General features: G+C 57.9%; 17 protein-coding genes. 11 read left to right on the top strand and 6 right to left on the bottom strand.

Annotated features, from left to right (window positions below):
• The 7 genes from ACFOM8_RS20720 to ACFOM8_RS20690 all read left to right on the top strand — a co-directional run.
• Window positions 1–195 (top strand): hypothetical protein (locus ACFOM8_RS20720; RefSeq protein WP_377764234.1); only part of this gene is annotated, 195 nt, incomplete at its 5' end.
• Entirely contained in the window at window positions 192–356 is a 165-nt protein-coding gene (locus ACFOM8_RS20715) for a hypothetical protein (protein WP_154765919.1), read from the top strand. The genes ACFOM8_RS20720 and ACFOM8_RS20715, both read left to right, overlap by 4 nt.
• A 7-nt stretch (window positions 357–363) precedes the next feature.
• A complete protein-coding gene (locus ACFOM8_RS20710; protein WP_377764232.1) occupies window positions 364–939 on the top strand; it encodes a DUF4942 domain-containing protein in 576 nt (191 codons plus the stop codon).
• A 27-nt stretch (window positions 940–966) separates the two neighbouring features.
• Window positions 967–3,285, top strand: a complete 2,319-nt coding sequence (locus tag ACFOM8_RS20705) for a relaxase/mobilization nuclease domain-containing protein (protein ID WP_377764231.1) — start codon at window positions 967–969, stop codon at window positions 3,283–3,285.
• A gap of 12 nt (window positions 3,286–3,297) precedes the next feature.
• Window positions 3,298–5,547, top strand: coding sequence for a type IV secretory system conjugative DNA transfer family protein (locus tag ACFOM8_RS20700; protein WP_377764229.1), 2,250 nt, complete (start codon window positions 3,298–3,300; stop codon window positions 5,545–5,547).
• Between the two features lie 1,063 nt (window positions 5,548–6,610).
• Window positions 6,611–7,282, top strand: coding sequence for a ParA family protein (locus ACFOM8_RS20695; protein WP_207100884.1), 672 nt, complete (start codon window positions 6,611–6,613; stop codon window positions 7,280–7,282).
• On the top strand, window positions 7,279–7,614 hold the full coding sequence (locus ACFOM8_RS20690) for a hypothetical protein (protein ID WP_207100883.1): 336 nt from the start codon (window positions 7,279–7,281) through the stop codon (window positions 7,612–7,614). Before ACFOM8_RS20695 ends, ACFOM8_RS20690 begins: the two co-directional genes overlap by 4 nt.
• A gap of 233 nt (window positions 7,615–7,847) precedes the next feature.
• Here ACFOM8_RS20690 and ACFOM8_RS20685 read toward each other — a convergent pair whose 3' ends face one another.
• The 5 genes from ACFOM8_RS20685 to ACFOM8_RS20665 all read right to left on the bottom strand — a co-directional run bounded on the left by ACFOM8_RS20685 (window position 7,848) and on the right by ACFOM8_RS20665 (window position 10,636).
• The gene (locus ACFOM8_RS20685) at window positions 7,848–8,729 is read right to left on the bottom strand and encodes a recombinase family protein (RefSeq protein ID WP_377764228.1); all 882 of its coding nucleotides are present in this window, start codon (window positions 8,727–8,729) and stop codon (window positions 7,848–7,850) included.
• Between the two features lie 694 nt (window positions 8,730–9,423).
• Window positions 9,424–9,780, bottom strand: coding sequence for a hypothetical protein (locus ACFOM8_RS20680; RefSeq protein WP_377764226.1), 357 nt, complete (start codon window positions 9,778–9,780; stop codon window positions 9,424–9,426).
• The gene (locus ACFOM8_RS20675) at window positions 9,777–9,947 is read right to left on the bottom strand and encodes a hypothetical protein (protein ID WP_377764236.1); all 171 of its coding nucleotides are present in this window, start codon (window positions 9,945–9,947) and stop codon (window positions 9,777–9,779) included. The genes ACFOM8_RS20680 and ACFOM8_RS20675 overlap by 4 nt, the downstream gene beginning before the upstream one ends.
• A gap of 2 nt (window positions 9,948–9,949) precedes the next feature.
• Window positions 9,950–10,381, bottom strand: a complete 432-nt coding sequence (locus ACFOM8_RS20670) for a type II toxin-antitoxin system VapC family toxin (RefSeq protein WP_377764225.1) — start codon at window positions 10,379–10,381, stop codon at window positions 9,950–9,952.
• Window positions 10,382–10,393: 12 nt separating this feature from the next.
• Complete coding sequence (locus ACFOM8_RS20665; protein WP_377764224.1) at window positions 10,394–10,636, bottom strand: FitA-like ribbon-helix-helix domain-containing protein; 243 nt, start codon at window positions 10,634–10,636, stop codon at window positions 10,394–10,396.
• 374 nt (window positions 10,637–11,010) lie between these two features.
• Here ACFOM8_RS20665 and ACFOM8_RS20660 point away from each other — a divergent pair, with 374 nt between their 5' ends.
• The 4 genes from ACFOM8_RS20660 to ACFOM8_RS20645 all read left to right on the top strand — a co-directional run bounded on the left by ACFOM8_RS20660 (window position 11,011) and on the right by ACFOM8_RS20645 (window position 15,619).
• On the top strand, window positions 11,011–12,213 hold the full coding sequence (locus tag ACFOM8_RS20660; protein WP_377764223.1) for a nucleotidyltransferase domain-containing protein: 1,203 nt from the start codon (window positions 11,011–11,013) through the stop codon (window positions 12,211–12,213).
• Between the two features lie 82 nt (window positions 12,214–12,295).
• Window positions 12,296–13,987 (top strand): ThiF family adenylyltransferase, encoded by a 1,692-nt coding sequence (locus ACFOM8_RS20655; protein WP_377764221.1) that lies wholly within the window; start codon window positions 12,296–12,298, stop codon window positions 13,985–13,987.
• Entirely contained in the window at window positions 13,987–14,499 is a 513-nt protein-coding gene (locus ACFOM8_RS20650; protein ID WP_377764219.1) for a Mov34/MPN/PAD-1 family protein, read from the top strand. The genes ACFOM8_RS20655 and ACFOM8_RS20650 overlap by 1 nt, the downstream gene beginning before the upstream one ends.
• Entirely contained in the window at window positions 14,492–15,619 is a 1,128-nt protein-coding gene (locus ACFOM8_RS20645) for an SAVED domain-containing protein (protein WP_377764218.1), read from the top strand. Before ACFOM8_RS20650 ends, ACFOM8_RS20645 begins: the two co-directional genes overlap by 8 nt.
• Before the next feature lie 190 nt (window positions 15,620–15,809).
• Here ACFOM8_RS20645 and ACFOM8_RS20640 read toward each other — a convergent pair.
• Window positions 15,810–16,370 (bottom strand): restriction endonuclease (locus ACFOM8_RS20640; RefSeq protein WP_377764216.1); only part of this gene is annotated, 561 nt, incomplete at its 5' end.

Raw genomic sequence — 16,370 nt, 5'->3', positions numbered from 1 at the left:
TTCTACGACAGCGGCGCGGGCGAAAGCCGCTTCACCGTCAACGCCTATCTCGATCATGACAGGCGCGTCCGCGCCAAATGCGAGGCCGACCCGACCCTTGCTGGCCGCGCCGTTGTCTATGGCGACGGTCCCTCAATGGAAGCACTGTATCTCATGCTTGATGCCTTCGCCGCCCGGCAGGAGGCGACCGCATGACATGGCGGATCATCGAAACGAGGGCGCATCCCGGCGCCCTTCCCCGCGCCCATGACACCGAAGCCCTGGCATGGCGCTTTGCGCGCCGTCACGGCCATGAAGTTTGGGAAGTAACGGACAACGGCCGGACCGCCTTCGAGCGTTTCCTGGGCCAAGGGTGACGACGACATGACCTATCACAATACCGAGTTTCCGAAGATCGGAGAGACGCAGGAACATGCAGCGCCGGCGCTGCGCCGCAGCCTGTCCGAGATCGTGGCCGAGTATGACGAGAAGGCCGCGGCCATTCCCGAGGCAATTGCCGAGTTCAACCAGGCCGAGACGGCAATCAACGTCGCGGCTTGCATCGGCGGAGCCTATGGCGGGCAGATTTTTTCCCGCAGCCCGAGCCTCTACGAACGCGATGTGCGCCTTGCCCTGCTGCGGTCGGCCTGGAAGCATGTCTATGACGGCTTGCAGATCGAGCGCATTGCCAGTGCCAAGGACCGCAAGCAGCTTGATCTGAAACTGACCAACCCCCTGCCCTTCACCCTGCCCAATCTTGCGGAAGTGTTCGGGGATTACCTGCTGGACCCCCGCTTTCACGTCCTCAAGGGTCTGGCCGAGTGCTTTTGCGACCTGGACCCCGCCTATAAGAGTCATTCCAAGGTGAAGATCGGCGTCGAGGGCCTGCCCAAGCGCATCATCATCGGCAGCGCGACCGGCTGGAACGGATGGGGCCAAGCGCCGGAAAGCGCGGGTTGAGGCGCTGCTCCGCCAGGGCAATGAGGGATGAGCCAGGCCAAATTCATCATTGGCCGCTTTGACTGGGCCAAGAACCGAGGCGGCGGCGCCGGGCGCGACACCTTCCGTGTGCGAACAGGACGGACCGCGCGTGCCATAGGGAACATCCGAGGGCTGCCCCAGGTGATGTTCAAGGTCGTCCCAAATGGGGGCTGTAAGGGCCCTAGGGGACTGGCAGCACAGCTTGGCTACGTGCTGGGCAAAGCCGAACACATCATCGACCCTAACAAGGAATATGACCGACTCGATCACCTGCCGGCGCAGTTCACCGAGGCGCTTGCCGAGGCATGGGCGGATGGCTGGGAGCGCAGGGTCAAGGCCGGGCACTCGATGCATATGGTCGCGAGCTTCCCGCGCGGCACCTGCCCCGAGAAGGTGGGTGAGATCATGCGTGCTACCTGCTTTGACATCTTCGATCAAGGCCGCAGCCGGTTCGATTACATCGCGGCGCTCCACACCGACACCGGCTTTCCGCATGTCCATATCGTCGTAGACCGTAAGAATGCCGAAGGCGAGTGGTTCTATTTCGCCCGCGACGGCGAGTTCACCTATGACCGCGTGAAGGATACCATCGTCGAACATGCCGCCGTCCACGGCATTGAAATGGTCAACAGCAGCAAGCTGTCCCGCGGCATCACCGACGAGCATGAACAAGGGCGTAACCGCGCACCTGCCGTGCGTGGCCTTGCCGGAACGCTCGCTGAGCATGGCGCTTCCCCCTATCAGAACAACCCGAGAGAGCGCCTGAGCTACTTCGTGACAGTGGAGACGCCCCAAGGTCAAAAGACCCTGTGGGGCAAGGATCTCGGCCCAGTCATTCAGGAAAGCTGCGCCCAAAAGGGCGATGCTATTCGCATCACGCATGAGGGCAAAGAGGCAGTCCAGATCGTGACGCGCGATGGGCGCACCATTGAGACGCACCGAAACCAGTGGGTTGTCACGCTGCCCGAGAGAGACATTGCCCACGCCAGCCAGCATGAACTTGCACCGACCGTCTGCGAACAAAGCAGCGCGGAATGGAAGCGCGAACAGATCTTGGCCAATGCCGCCGAATACCGTTCGCTTTCTGCCGTCTTCGCGGACGGGTTTTCCGCGCTGTCTCGCGGTTTTGCCGCAGCCGCCGACCTGCTGGAACGCGGCCTTTCATTAACCCCAGAGATTTTAGAGAACGTGAGGAGCCATACCATGCAACATGTGCGTCAAGATGATGGCCTGGACGCATCGAAGCCTATTCTGACGACCAATGCGGAGCGTGAGAACCTGCTGTCGCAAAGTGTTCAGGTTGAGATCACGGGGCTACAGGCGAAGGAATACGACCGGGCTTACAGCTCTGCCAACAGCGTAGAACGAGAGGACGGTGTTCGAGCAAGCCTGGGGATGCCTCGCGAGGAGGAGCTTGCCGCTGAAACCGCCAAGGCCTTGGCTATCATCGAGGAGGCCCGTGACAAGCTGGCCGAGGTCCGCGATACGATTGCGCAGCTTGACCCAAGCACCCGCCCCGGTATCGAGGCACAGTATTTCGCAGCCGTTCGCGACGTTGAGCGGCTGACCAGCGGGCTTGATCGTCCCGAATTCTCTGAACCCGCACAGGGGACGATCTACGCGGACGGCCACCGCGAAGCGATTGCTGCGATGGACCGCAGCCAGCTTTCCGTTGCCTTGGAGAGCACCTGCATGGATCCTGACGAGATTGCGGCGCGCGTGGCCGTCGAGGCCCGGTCTGCCGCTCTTGAGGCTCATTGGGTTGCCGTCGATGCCGAGAAGATCGCAGTCGCGCGCGGCTATGACATGGCGACCGAAGACGGCTCACGGCAGGCATATCGCGATCTTGCCGCGGCCTACCTGGCGGTTTCGGAACGCAGCCTCGTCACAGAGCGCATTGTGCCTGTGGTGGCAGACGACCGCGACCTGGTCGAGGTTGCCGAGGATCGTCAGGCGCTGATCGAGGAAGCCCGCGATTTGGCAGGCCGGAGTCATCTGAGCTATGAGCAGCAGGTCCGCTTGACCGAGATCGTGGAGCAGATTGCAGGCAAGGACGCCGTGCATGAGCTGCGCGGCGGAAACAGCGATGCCTTGTCCGTCATGATGCCGAACAGGGCCGAGCGGTTGAACCTGGCAGAGCGGTATCTGGAAGCCGAGCAGAGTCGGGGATTGGACCGGTCAGACGCCATTACCGCCGTCCAGATGGATCGCAGGGTCATGGAGCTTGACGAAAGGCTGGAGCGGCAGACCGCTTTTGAGCGGCACTACGAGCACGAGGTCCAGCTGCGACGCGAACGCGGTCACGACGAAGGTCACGAGCTCTAGGAGGGTACAAGGATGGCAAGTGATACAATGGCGATCCGGCTTCGGATGGCGGGCGGCGTGTTGCTGATTTCGGCCTTTGCCGCCGCCATCGGCTATGTCGTAGCGACGGGAGTGATCCAATACTGGTTTGGCCACGCAGAGCCGGACTTTCTCTGGCTAATCCGCAATTACTTGGCGCTGCAGGACTACCAGCCGAACCGATGGATGATCGTCAATATCATCATCATTGGCTTTTTCTGCGCGGGCTTGCTCATCGCCAGCCGCATCGTCCAGGAGCAGTTGACGCGATTTGGCACAACCCACTGGATGACGGAGCGGGAGCTCAAGCGCAAAAACTTCTTTGGCGATGCCCGTACGGGCTTTGTGCTGGCAAAGACGACCGGGCCGACCAGGAAGGGCCGGTACATCGTCTCTGGTAAGTATCCCCATTGCCTGCTGGTGGCACCGACTGGCGCGGGCAAGGGCGTGGGCTTCGTCAAGCCGAACCTTCTTTCCTACAAGGGCAGCGCCGTGGTTCTTGATGTGAAGGGAGAAAACTTCGAAGACACCGCGCGCTTTCGCGAAAAGATGGGACAGACGGTTTATCGGTTTAGTCCACGCGACTTTGACGAACCCTCCTTCCGCTACAATCCGCTGGATCGGATCAAGACCTATACCAACCCGGCAAAGCGCATGGCCGAGCTGGAAAAGATCGCGACGCTGTTTCTGCAAGCGGAGGACAGTTCGGCCGCCAGCTTCCTGCCGAATAGCCGGGCTATCTTCGTGGCCTGCGGCATTCTCGCCTATGAGCAAGGGGAACTGACCTTGGGGCGGATCCACAAGCTCGCCAATGGAGGCGGAGATTTCAACGCCAAGTTCAAAGCCTATGCCGGCATCGTCAAGGACCGCAGCGCCAGACTGATCTTCCAGCAGATGGCAGGCATGAACGAAAAGACCCTCACGTCCTATATCTCGATCTTAAACTCATCGGGAATGAGCGCTTGGTCGAACCCGCATACTTGCGCGGTCACGGATGCCAGCGACTTCGATTTTGCTACCTTCCGCAAAAAGCCGCAGACAGTCTACTTGACCACGCCCTTTAACGAGATTGGGGCGATTGCACCGCTGATCCGGCTGTTCTTCGCGGACCTGATTGCCACTCTGCAGGATCATGAACCCGGCAAGGATGAGCCCTTCCCTGTTCTGATCCTGATGGACGAGTTTCAGCGGATCGGCCGGATGCCGGTTGTGGCCGAGAGCATTTCGCTTCTGCGCAGCTATGGTGGCAACCTCGCGATCGTCACGCAGACCATCCCCGATCTCGATGTGGTCTATGGAGAGCAGGTGCGTAAGACCCTCCAGGGCGGCGCGGGGATCAAGCTTTATCTTACGCCAAGCGAACCTGACACCATCGCGGAGCTGTCGGACGCCGTTGGCATGACCACCAAGCGGGTCGTGAGCAAGTCGAAGAATATCAAGGACGGACTTTTCTCCAACAACATCTCCGAGCGAACCGAGGAGCATCCCTTGCTCACGCGGGATCAGGCCCGCCGGCTGCCAAGGGAGGATGTGGTCATCGTCGTGGATGGCGACATGCCCATCCGGGCCAAGCGGCTGATGTATTATGACGACACCGCCTACAAGGAGCTTTACGAAAGTCAGAACTTCAGCGCGCCTCCGCCGCAGCCACCTCACGTCATCACCGAGGCCGACTACACGTACATAGAGACTGCCGAGGACACCGCTGAACAGAAGGCAGAGGCCGAGGTAGAGGGCGATGCGGCCCGGTCCCGTGCGGCCGAGAAGCGTGACGAGGACGCCGCGGCGCTGAGACAAAGGCAGTTCGACTTTGATAAGACTGAGCCGTCTACCGGTGCAGCAGGCGGCGCGGGCACCCAGCTTGGCGCTCAGAACGGTTCGCCAGATTCCGCACTGATCAAAGAGCCAGACAAAGTTGCGCCTGTGGCGAACGCAACCATTCCTCCAGAGGCGCCAGAGGCGCAATCCCAAGAAGCGGGACAACAATCCCATCAGGTCGACGGTCAGGCAGATACAACGTCGGCCCCTGCCCCAAGAAAATGCGTGGCCCTATCGGGCGACAACGAGCTTATCAAAAAGGCAGCGTTGCTGCGTAGGAAGAATCAGGAGCGGCGGGCTGCCCTGCCCTTGCCCGAACTCAGCCCTTCGAGAACAATGTTTTCTTCGGAAAGTGCGACATTGGCGCATCTGCGGATCGAAAATCTGATAACGACGATTTCGAAGACGCTTTCGGCGGCTTCCTGAACCGCCCCCTCGAAGGGCAAGATCACCGTCGGTGTCGCCTTGAAGACAGCAACGAATAATTGCCCGAGATTCAGAGTAAGCAATCATAGTACCTAGTAGCTATCAGATAGTATTCGTTTACCGGATAGCTACTTGGTTATGGATGGCCCTCTCAGCTGCTTATCTAGGAACTTGATCATTCTGTCGTAGTGCGTTCGGTCTTCGCTATCATGCACTTTCTCGAAAGAGCTTTGATATGCTTTTCGCTCTACACTCCGCAACAGTTTCAGCAGGGCGAGCTGCGCATGTATCGTCGATGTCGTGAAGGAGATTTGGAGAACGCGGGCGGATCATAGCTGGCCTAGCTTCCCTTCCAAGCGGCATCATAAGATAGCTACCGCATACCAAGATAGTACCATCCAAGTGTCACGATCCATTTGCTTGGTAAGGAGATCTATGAGTGTAGGGCATTACTGCCGTGTGAATCTGTCAGCGTAGTGGGGTATTGGGGAGAGACGGAACTAGTGCATTGTCGACACCTGATAGCTAACCGATATACTAAAACGCCTATGCGAGTGGATACCTACTTACAAAAGTTAGGTACATCTTGATACCAGATAGCTAGCCGATATCCGCAGGGTTGCGAGTAGCTATCGGATATCAGTACATCAAAGTGTCTATGACGGGTGGTGCTTTCTACGGGCCGATTTCTGCAACTCGCTCAGTACTCGATAGCTACCATCAACCGGATTGAGCGCTGTCACAGGATCAGCACTGAGGAGCCATAGCTCACAGTGGAATACGAGTAGACTGCCAATCGTCTTTATACGGCTCCGCGACCTGTACCTGTCAGCAAAGAAGGGCACCCAAGTACCTTCAAAGTATCAGACAGGTAGCTATATCTGTACTGCATGGACCTGTTATATGCTTTGCTTCTGCAGGTGTTTTGCAGACACTATTCAGGCACCCTCAATATAAATAGCTGGTAGCTACTATCCAACAGTATTAGCGGATAGCTAGCAGGTATCTACTTGCCAGTTCGGCTGGTTGCTGCTTTGGTACCTCGAAAAAGAGGGAGCAGAAGATGCCAGTGATCAGCTTTGCAAATCCTAAGGGTGGAGCAGGAAAGACGACGACCGCTCTTCTGGCTGCAACACAATTGGCCGAAGCTGGGGCGACAGTCGCAATTATAGATGCCGATCCTGAGCGATGGATTTCTCAGTGGGGGGCTCTCCCGGGCAAGCCAGAGACAATACAAATCATCAGCGACGTAACCGAAGATACTATTGTGGACGTGATCGAGCGTGAAGCAGCTCAGGCTCAATTCGTTATCGTGGACTTGGAAGGCACAGCATCCCTGATGGTGGCGAATGCGATCGGCATGTCGGACTTTGTGACGATCCCGCTACAGGGTTCGAGTATGGACGCGAAGGGCGGGGCGAAAGTGCTGAAGCTGATCGCCTCCCAAGCAAAGCTGGCTCGTCGCACAATTCCTCATGCCGTTGTGCTGACGCGAACCAGTGCGGCTATCAGATCTCGCAGTCTAAAGAACGTCAGTACTGAACTAGAGGATGCAGGCATTCCTGTTTTCCAGACCGCAATAGTGGAACGCGCAGCTTATCGCGACCTTTTCGATTTTGGGGGCACATTACTGGCTCTGGACTCATCCCAGACGAGCAACATCGAGAAGGCGATTGAGAACGCCCGTCAGTTTGCGGGCGAGTTGGTTGCGAAGATCAAGGAGGCTGTAGCATGACGAACACGCGCGCAAAGATCGGGTTTGGTGATGCTCTTGATGACCTGGCGTCGTTCACGCCAGCTAAGCCTACCAAAACTGTAGCAGAGCCCAATGCGGCGGCAGCAGTTGGGTTCACACGGCGGGAACCCTCGGCGATTCATGAGAATGTAACGGCACCACAAAAGGTGCAGAGGCGGCGCAGGACAGGCCGGAACGTCCAGATCAACATCAAAGCGAAGCAAGAGACTCTCGATCGATTCTATGCGGCAGTAGATGCGATGGGATGTGGGGTAGGGGAGGCATTTGAAGTTGCTGTGGACCTTCTTGAGACCAAGATATCCGAAAGCTAACTGGTACCATGAAGGTATTTAGGCGTTTTTGGTAGAGCTTCAGGAATATAAGGGGTGGGGTAGGGGATCGGGATGAATGCTCTCAGCTAAGTAAACAGAAGTTGTCCTGTTCATGCTTGAGGACCCGGCCACACTTTACTCTACCTCTTTCCTTCGATTTTGGCACCCAGCACGAATGCCCGACGGGCCAAAAGCCAGTCGCCCCTTATCGGTCGGCCTGACCCGGCAGGGGACTAGGCCGTGATCAGGCCCATCTTCTCGGCCCGCAACAGCAGCGACCGCACGGACGACGGATACCACTTCGCACTGCCGCGCGGGGTGCGTTCGCGCATGTCCTCCAGCCGCTTGGCAATGCCTGCCAGCGTCAGGTCGGGATCGGCATGGCGCATCCCGGCGATGATGGCCAGCAGCCGGTCATCCGCCGTGCGGCGCGGGGCGCGGTCCAGCACGGCCGCAGGCAAAAGCCCGTCGCGGACATAGCGGCGGGCCGCGCGCTTCAGCCGCTCGACCGTCCAGGGCTGGCCGGTGCGGCTGCCCAGAAGCCGCGTCAGGTCGTCCCAGGCCATCTCCGGCCTGTGGCGCCGCACCAGCGGCAGCCATGTCCCGGCGGTGCCCTCGAGCTTGCGAACGTAGGTCTCGTCGCGGGCCAGGCGCAGCTTGCGCAAGGCCTCGCGGTCTCCGGCCTTGAGCGCCGGATTGCCGCCGATCCGGCCCTGCGCGCGGGCCGAGCGCAGCCCGGCACGGGTCCGCTCGCGGATCAGCGCGCGCTCCAGTTCCGCCACCGCGCCCATCACCTGCAGCGAGAAGGTGCCCTGCGGCGTGGTGGTGTCGATGGGATCGCCGAGCGACCGGAAATGCGCGCCCTTGGCCTCCAGCGTCTCGATCACCTGCAACAGATGGCTCAGCGAACGCGCCAGCCGGTCAAGGCGGACCACCACCAGCGTCTCGCCCGGCCGGATCGTCGCCAGCAACCGCGCCAGGGCAGGGCGGGTGCGGTCGGCGCCCGAGGCGTGCTCCTCGTGGATGACGGCACAGCCGGCCGCGCGCAGCTCCATCCTCTGCGGATCAAGCGTCTGTTCGCCGGTGGAGACGCGGGCATAGCCGATCAGAGGCATGGATGGCTCCAAGGTGGGGCTGCTGGTTGCCATGCATACACAATCAAGATGCGTAAGAAAATGGTCGTTTGTAAACATTCGCATGATGCGGGAACTGTGACCGGTGCCGCGGCCGGGAAGGGCAGGGGGCCGACGACCGGCCTATTTGTCCTGTCAGGACAAGATGCGGCAGCCCGAGGGCGGCTGAAAACTGTTTTTCAGACGCGGAACCCGCCTTGTGTGGTGCCTTGTAGTCATGACCTGCAAGCGGATCTTGCCGTCCGAAATCGTATGCCCAGCACTGTGGAAAATAATCCGCATTATGATCGTTGGTGGCGGTCTTGACAAATAGGGGCCATGGATGGTTCATCCTCAAGGAGGGCCAAAAAGGGGTGACGCCCGGGGCGTGGTAACTGGGGCAGATTTCCGGCCAGTCTGGTTCAGGTGTTCTGTCCAGCTACGAGTTCCGGAAGTATGGAATGTACTCGGCTAGGCGTTGGGACCGAGCCATTTACCCAGATAAGGAAAAAGGAGATGCCGAGCTATCGGCGAGGCTCGGCAGCCCGAGAACGACGTCGCGTGCAGAGGACGCCCACACTGACTACACGCACTAGGGTGCGGGCGAAGGCGCCTATCAGGATGGCGCCAATGAGACGCCGGCTCTTTGGCTCGTTGAGGAAGATGCCGACGATGTTAGTGTGTCGCTTGTCGCCGTCTAGGAATACCAGGCGAGAAGGTCTTCCAGACCGGTCCTCGTCTCAACTCTCAGATAGATACCTGCCTTTCGGCCGAGGGGTGCAAGTTCCTTTCGGTGAAGGTCGTGGCTCTCGCGTGATGGTAGAAGGCTGATGCCGCTGATGGTTGGCGGCTGTGGAGGCTCGATCCAGATCTTGACCTCCTCGTATTCGCCATCGACATCTAGTGCGAGGACCTTTCCGGACAGAGTTCGAAAGCCCATCGCCTTTTTATTTTCGAGGCCATGTCTTCCGTTTCGATTGTCGGGCACCTTGTTGATTGTCTCGCCGAACCGCAGGACGAGGATGGGTAGAGCATCCAAAATGCGAAAACTCATTCGGCGGCCTCAAGCTCTGATGTGGCAGGGGGGCGCACGATAATCCGACCTTTGGTAAAGCTCACTTCCTCTCGGATCTGCGCCATCTCATCCCACCCAGCCTTACGCAGCGAAGGCGTGATGAACTTGGTGCAGATGTCCCGTTCTGTAAGGCTTCGTTTGTCCATGTTCAGCTTCCAGCCTCGGTTTGCCAGGGATCGGCCACTTCGATGCCACAGCCTTCAAAGTCAGCCACATTGCGGGTGGCGATGACAGCGGCGTGCGCGCGAGCTGTGGCGGCAATCTGGCAATCTGGGAAACTGATTGGCCAACCAGCAGTCTTCCGGTCAACAAACACGGCCGCGAAAGCAACGGCGGCGGCACTGTCGAAGGGCATTATCCGCCCTGCGAAGTCTTCCGAGATCATGGCATCGATTTCTGCAATCAGGCGGTCACGACGCTTACCGGCAGGCAGGGCAGCCGCCCCGCGCCGAAGTTCGGCCTCCACAACGGCGCTAAGATACAAATCAGCGGCAGCTTGTCGTCCGAACCAAGCAAGGACAACTGGTGAAGGTTCCGGACGCATGAGCTCCGAGATGACATTCGTATCGAGCAGGATCATGGCAAGTGTGGTTCAGTCAAAGCGCGGCGGTTCGGGCATTTGTTCGCGCGGCGGTAGGTCAAGCTCCACTCCGCCCATGACAGCAAACCGGCGATGAATAGCTTCGCCCAGGTTTGCAGTTGCTGCAGGCTTTCCAACAGCCTTGCGCAAGATGTCCCGCGCTTCCTCTTCCATGGACCGGCCATGCTCGGCTGCTTGGATGCGTAGCCGGTGCTTCAAGTGGTCTTCGAGATTGCGGATAGTAATGCTGGCCATGACGCCCTCCTGCTAAATTGTAACGTAAGCATCGATTGCGTTGCAATCAATTGCTGCGGTCCTTCATCATGCTGATGATAGCCCCAATGCTTGACCGACCAAACTTGCGACAGACTCCAGGCAGTTTGCTGAGCGACACGCTCCAAGTGGCGCAGCGATACGCTCAGGGCAGGGAGGTCATTCCGAGGCTGCAGCGATCATTCGGCACTGCTACTCTCACAGAAAGCTATTCTTAGAAAATAAGCAACAGAGCCCTTGAAGCGACCCTAAAACGGCATAGCTTTCAGTAGGTTCCTCTAAACGTCCGGGACGATTGGAAGAAACGCACATAAGAGCAATCAGGAACCAAGCAGGTTATACCTGCCGGAGGGGCTATGAACGCGTTCACCGCACCGATTACGCCGCAGGCGGAGCGGCATCTGGAGGCACTAGCCGAGGAGCTGGAAATTTCTTCCAGCCGTTACGAGGCGGCCGAGCGCAGCTACACGTCCTTGGGTGAGTGGCTCCATCGCCCTACATCGACAGTGCTGACCTATGATCCCCAAGTCTACGTGCAGGGGTCATTTCGCTTGGGCACCGCGATCAAGCCTATCAGTGAAGCTGAAGACTATGACGTGGACTCGATTTGCGAGTTTAGGAACTTAGGAAAATTCTCTCTTACCCAGCAGGAACTCAAGACAAAACTGGGGGTCGAGATCAAGGCGTATGCCAAAGCGCAGGGTATGAACAAGCCCGTTGAGGAAGGGCGTCGTTGTTGGAAACTGCAATACGCCGACGGTGCGCAATTCCACATGGACATAGTTCCTGCCCTTCCCAATGAAGGCAGCATGCGACTGCTGCTTGAGCAGAAGCAGTTGGACACGAGTTGGGCCAACACCGCTATCGCGATCACGGATAATCAGCATACTTCCTATGAGATCATAACCGAGGACTGGCCGCGATCCAATCCTAAGGGTTATGCGCAGTGGTTCCGCGCCAAGGTTGTCGAAGTCAGAACCCGTGGCCTGTTCGAAAACCGGGCGAAGGCTGAAGTCGAGGCAATGCCGACATATAAGATCAAGACGCCGCTGCAGTCCGCAATCATGATTCTCAAGCGGCATCGGGACTTGATGTTTGCGGACCGCTATAACGAACGCCCAATTTCGATCATTATCACTACTCTCGCTGCTCACGCCTACAAAGGTGAAGAAACGATCGGAAAGGCGCTGGTTTCCATCCTCAACGGCATGGAAAACCATATCCGATACGACGCCCAAGGCAACGCGCTGATCGCAAACCCAACCGACCCCTTGGAGAATTTTGCCGATAAGTGGCCGCTGCACCCAGAACGCAGGGACGCTTTTTTCGAGTGGTTGCGAGCTGCTCAAAATAGTTTTCTTGAGGCAGCCATGCATTCCGATCGCCGTAAGATCACCGACGCTGTTGCACGCGGCGCCGGACGTGTGATCGCTGAAAGGGCTGGCGACAAGGCGTTCGGCGTTGCGGCGCCGACGGTGCTAACTTCTGGCCTTGTCAGTTCGGCGGCTCAGGCGAAGGAGTCCGCAGTGAGGCTTGAGGGTGGTGGACGCAACGCATAAGGGGAGTTCCCGCCTTCTAACACGTCACCGACAAGCGCTGCTTGAGGTCGAGGACTGGCTATATGCCAAGTGTTCTGGCGTTATGCCCCTTGAGAGAGCAGATGTCAGCTGCATCCGTCAAGACATGGTCGGCGGATGGCGCGTAACGCTAGAAACCGTGGGTGGCCCTAGAGTGGTCGACATCATGGTTCCCGCGTCATTCCCCTTCCAACCGGCCCGCGTCCGTCTTGTCGATTTGCCGGACGATGAAGACTGGCCGCATGTGGAAAAGGATAATGTCCTTTGCCTTGTATCCGAGACGGCTACATTCGACCCCGATGACCCAGCTGGCGGGGTCATCATCCTGCTGAACATGGTCGCCGACCTTGCCAAACTAGTGGCCAAAGGGAGAGGTGATGATGAGTTTCGAAGGGAAGTCCTATCGTACTGGGGCAATGGTGTGCCCGGGAGCCGGAAACAGATCCTCAGCCTCGTCGAACCGACACTGGCATCATCGAGATTGGTGAGAGTCTGGAACGGCCCAGTCAGACAGGTCATCGCGGACAATGCCGATGACCTGCTGCATTGGCTGCGCAACCAATATTCTCGTACCCGGCAATACCGCCTAGATGTAGGTGCGCTCATCTGGTTGGGTGATCCCCTGACACCCACCCACTTTCCAAAGACGGCGGCTGATATCCTCAAACTGGCCAAGTCTGTCGGTGCCGATGACATCTTGGTCAGAGCTGCAGCCGCCACGACAGGCGATCTGACGGTTTGCTTAGGCATGGAGACCGAGAATGGCGTCGCCATCGCTGGATTAACTGTTCCACGCCCGCGCCCTGTTCGTGGGCAAGATCCGGTTCATAAAGGTTTTCGGCTTGGAAAAACTCCTCCTTTGCTTGTTGCACAGCGTTTTTTTGGGCCTGACGAAATCCTCCGCGCAAACCTGAAGCGCATGGACCACTCTTGGATCCATGGGCGCGACCAAGACAGCCGTACCTGGGAGATTCGGGAACAAACCGTTCTTATCTTCGGATGCGGGTCGATCGGCGCGCCGGTGGCTGTGGCTTTGGCGCAAGCCGGAGTCAGCAAGTTCATTTTCGTCGATCCCGATGTGCTCAACCCGTCGAACCTTAGCCGGCATCCGCTGGGCGCCCAGTATCTGGGGCAGTACAAGTCCGAAGCTTTGGCCACCAAATTAAGGCAGGATCTGCCGCACCTCACGGCTCGCCCGATAGTGGGGCGGATAGAAGATGTTCTCTTGATCGCCAGAGATCTGGCAGAAGCGGACCTGATCGTCTCGGCAGTGGGAAATTGGGGCGCAGAGGCAATGCTTGATGCCTGGAGCGAAGCGAATGGTCGTCCTGTCCCCATCGTCTATGGTTGGACCGAAGCTCATGCTTGTGCCGGTCATGCCGTCGCAGTGATGAAGGAGGGGAAGTCCTTCAGGGACGGATTTGACAACACCGGTTTGCCGCATCTCAGAGTTGGTGAATTTCCTCACTCGACGATGCGCCAGGAGCCCGCATGCGGGGCTGTCTATCAGCCGTATGGGCCGATTGAACTACAGGGCTCGCTGGCAGTGATCGGTGAGCTTGTCCTCGATGTCATGTTGGACCCGCCCACTCAGTCCGTTCATCGTCTGTGGATCGGGCGGGAGCGATATCTGCGACAAGTGGGTGGCCAATGGTCGCCAGAATGGGCGAAGTTGATGGGGAGCCGTACCGAAGGTGGGTTTCTCCATGACCTCCCTTGGGCTTCAGCCCTCGGGGACCGGTCGCTGGCAGCGTGATGAGATATCCCATCGGTTCCTCCGGTCAGGACCTTGTCTTCACCCGAGACGTGATCGCTTACATCGAGCGTCATCGACAGCTTCGATTTTGGCAAGCCGAAGCCGGAGGGTTGCTTTTCGCGCGCTTGTCTGACCGAGACGTTGTCGTTGAGGTCGCAACTGGTCCCAGGGAAACGGACCGAAGGACGCGGTTCACCTATTGTCCGGATCGAGTGGCCGAGCAGAGAGAAATCAATGAAATGCATCTCCGGGGCCTCATGTTCGTCGGGACATGGCACAGTCATCCTGAGCCCGTGCCGACACCCTCTGCGATTGATCTACACTCGCTAGCGGAGTCATACATCCTATCACGACATCACTTAAACGCCTTTGTCTTGGCCATCATCGGTCAACGGCCCGTACCAATTGGTTTGCACGTAGTGCTTGGCGATGGACTGAACGTCTTTCCGCTTGAAGCGGGAACGGTGCTTCCCTCGGCCGCAATCACAAAACTGGAGCAAGACATTGTCTAGTTCATCAATTCCGCACAAAACGCAGATCCAGCTCTGGGCGCTGGCGGCCGGCCGCTGCCAGTTTTCCGGATGCAATACCCTTCTCATCGGCGACCTTGTGGCCGGCAAGGAGGACGGCAAGTTCGGCTTCATTGCGCACATCGTCGCCGACAGTAAAAATGGTCCCCGAGGTGACGAGAGCCGCTCACCGCAACTGGCAAAAGAAATCAGTAACCTGATGCTGATGTGCCCGACCCACCACAAGTTGATTGATGTCGACCATGCCGACGACTACCCGGAAGATGTGCTCGTTGCGATGAAGCGCGAGCATGAATCCCGGATTGAAATGGTCACGGACATGGACGCGGACCGAGCGGCGCACGTGCTTCGCTTCGCAGCGACGATCGGGCAAATGGAGTCTTTGGTGTCCACCAAAGCAATTTTCGCCGCCATGCCGCCCGATAGACATCCTGCCGAGCGACGGACCATCGATATCGAACTTAGCTCGGAGATCAAAGACGACGAGCCTTCTTATTGGACCATGCAGAGCGAACATCTGCGGCGTCAGTTTGCCCGGAAGGTAAAGGAGCGTGTCGAACAGAAGGAAATCTCACAGCTAAGCGTATTCGCTCTTGCCCCACAGCCCCTGCTTATCGAACTGGGCACCCTTTTGGGCGACATCATGCCCGTTACTGTCCACCAGAAACATCGCGAGCCATCCACCTGGAAATGGCAATTGCACCAGCCGGCGATAAGCTTCAATGTTGGAGAATATTCTGGTCCCAAGGACGCTCCGGTTGCCCTAAAAGTAGCAATCAGCGCAACGATCGACGACCAAAGGCTCCGCTCTGTATTGGGGGAAAACGTGGCGATCTGGTCGATTACTGTTGACGAGCCCCACAATGACATTATGCGTCGTCCGGATGACCTTGCGATATATAAAACGCACCTTCGTCGCCTCCTCGATCGCATCAAGGCGCACCATGGGGAATACTCCGTGATCAATATATTTCCTGCGGTGCCCGCTTCTATCGCGATTGAAACGGGACGGGCTAGGATGCCCAAAGCAGATCTGCCTTTAGTCATTTACGATCAAATGCGAGAAAAGGGTTTTGTACCCACAATCAAGATAGGTAGCTAGTTTCTTTAGATTGGGCCGATGATATCTTGAAGATAACTAAGACAGTATGTCTGCTGGGCTATGCCGATCTGCCGCAACGCATCAACAATTGATACTCCTTGCACTGCGGCACTTCGACCTATCAAAACTTCATCTTACTCTCCTCTAGCCTCTCGCCTCATCTGTTGCGCATGATAGCCAACAGGCGGCATTAGCCATGTAGATCAGGAACATAAATCTGCTTAAGAGGGATCATGGTCCGATAGCGGGGCGACAGGCGCGCATAGTTCTCCAGCACCAGATCAACGAGCTGCTCGCCATCCACTAGCCGCAATTTGGGACGGTTCCGTTCAAGTTCTACCGACTGGCGGCTGAAGGATCCGAGCGCAATAAAAAGCCCGTATTCTCCTTCGCCTAAGGTGCCAAGTAATTGATCGACCTCGGTGCGGGGTGTTTGGTCGGTCTTGCGCTTGCACTGGATCTTCAGAATAGGGGGCTCAAACCCGAGCTTATCACGATGCGCGATCACATCTACGCCACCATCGTTTGACCGCTGGGTGACGCGAGCAGTATAACCCATGCACTCCAATAGATGGGCCACGAATTCCTCGAACTCGTAGCCCGACAGCTTGGCCATGATCTGGCGGATGACGAAGTCGCCGGTGGTCAGTTCAGCCTGCTTTGAGACCGCAACGGGGCTTTGTTGCACAAATCGGCTGCTGATCGGACTTCCCCTTTCCCCGGACAGATTTATCCTGCGACCTCTGTGATG

It is taken from the genome of Paracoccus angustae, from assembly GCF_042648745.1.
Classification (GTDB): Bacteria; Pseudomonadota; Alphaproteobacteria; order Rhodobacterales; family Rhodobacteraceae; genus Paracoccus; species Paracoccus angustae.
Note: the sequence above shows the minus strand (reverse complement) of the source record. Positions and strands in the feature narration are given on the sequence as shown.

Excerpts from the sequence above, each read along its gene's own strand:
- ACFOM8_RS20715 (WP_154765919.1), top strand. The coding sequence starts at position 192 with ATGACATGGCGGATCATCGAAACGAGGGCGCATCCCGGCGCCCTTCCC.
- ACFOM8_RS20710 (WP_377764232.1), top strand. The coding sequence starts at position 364 with ATGACCTATCACAATACCGAGTTTCCGAAGATCGGAGAGACGCAGGAA.
- ACFOM8_RS20705 (WP_377764231.1), top strand. The coding sequence starts at position 967 with ATGAGCCAGGCCAAATTCATCATTGGCCGCTTTGACTGGGCCAAGAAC.
- ACFOM8_RS20700 (WP_377764229.1), top strand. The coding sequence starts at position 3,298 with ATGGCAAGTGATACAATGGCGATCCGGCTTCGGATGGCGGGCGGCGTG.
- ACFOM8_RS20695 (WP_207100884.1), top strand. The coding sequence starts at position 6,611 with ATGCCAGTGATCAGCTTTGCAAATCCTAAGGGTGGAGCAGGAAAGACG.
- ACFOM8_RS20690 (WP_207100883.1), top strand. The coding sequence starts at position 7,279 with ATGACGAACACGCGCGCAAAGATCGGGTTTGGTGATGCTCTTGATGAC.
- ACFOM8_RS20685 (WP_377764228.1), bottom strand. The coding sequence starts at position 8,729 with ATGCCTCTGATCGGCTATGCCCGCGTCTCCACCGGCGAACAGACGCTT.
- ACFOM8_RS20680 (WP_377764226.1), bottom strand. The coding sequence starts at position 9,780 with ATGAGTTTTCGCATTTTGGATGCTCTACCCATCCTCGTCCTGCGGTTC.
- ACFOM8_RS20675 (WP_377764236.1), bottom strand. The coding sequence starts at position 9,947 with ATGGACAAACGAAGCCTTACAGAACGGGACATCTGCACCAAGTTCATC.
- ACFOM8_RS20670 (WP_377764225.1), bottom strand. The coding sequence starts at position 10,381 with ATGATCCTGCTCGATACGAATGTCATCTCGGAGCTCATGCGTCCGGAA.
- ACFOM8_RS20665 (WP_377764224.1), bottom strand. The coding sequence starts at position 10,636 with ATGGCCAGCATTACTATCCGCAATCTCGAAGACCACTTGAAGCACCGG.
- ACFOM8_RS20660 (WP_377764223.1), top strand. The coding sequence starts at position 11,011 with ATGAACGCGTTCACCGCACCGATTACGCCGCAGGCGGAGCGGCATCTG.
- ACFOM8_RS20655 (WP_377764221.1), top strand. The coding sequence starts at position 12,296 with ATGCCCCTTGAGAGAGCAGATGTCAGCTGCATCCGTCAAGACATGGTC.
- ACFOM8_RS20650 (WP_377764219.1), top strand. The coding sequence starts at position 13,987 with ATGAGATATCCCATCGGTTCCTCCGGTCAGGACCTTGTCTTCACCCGA.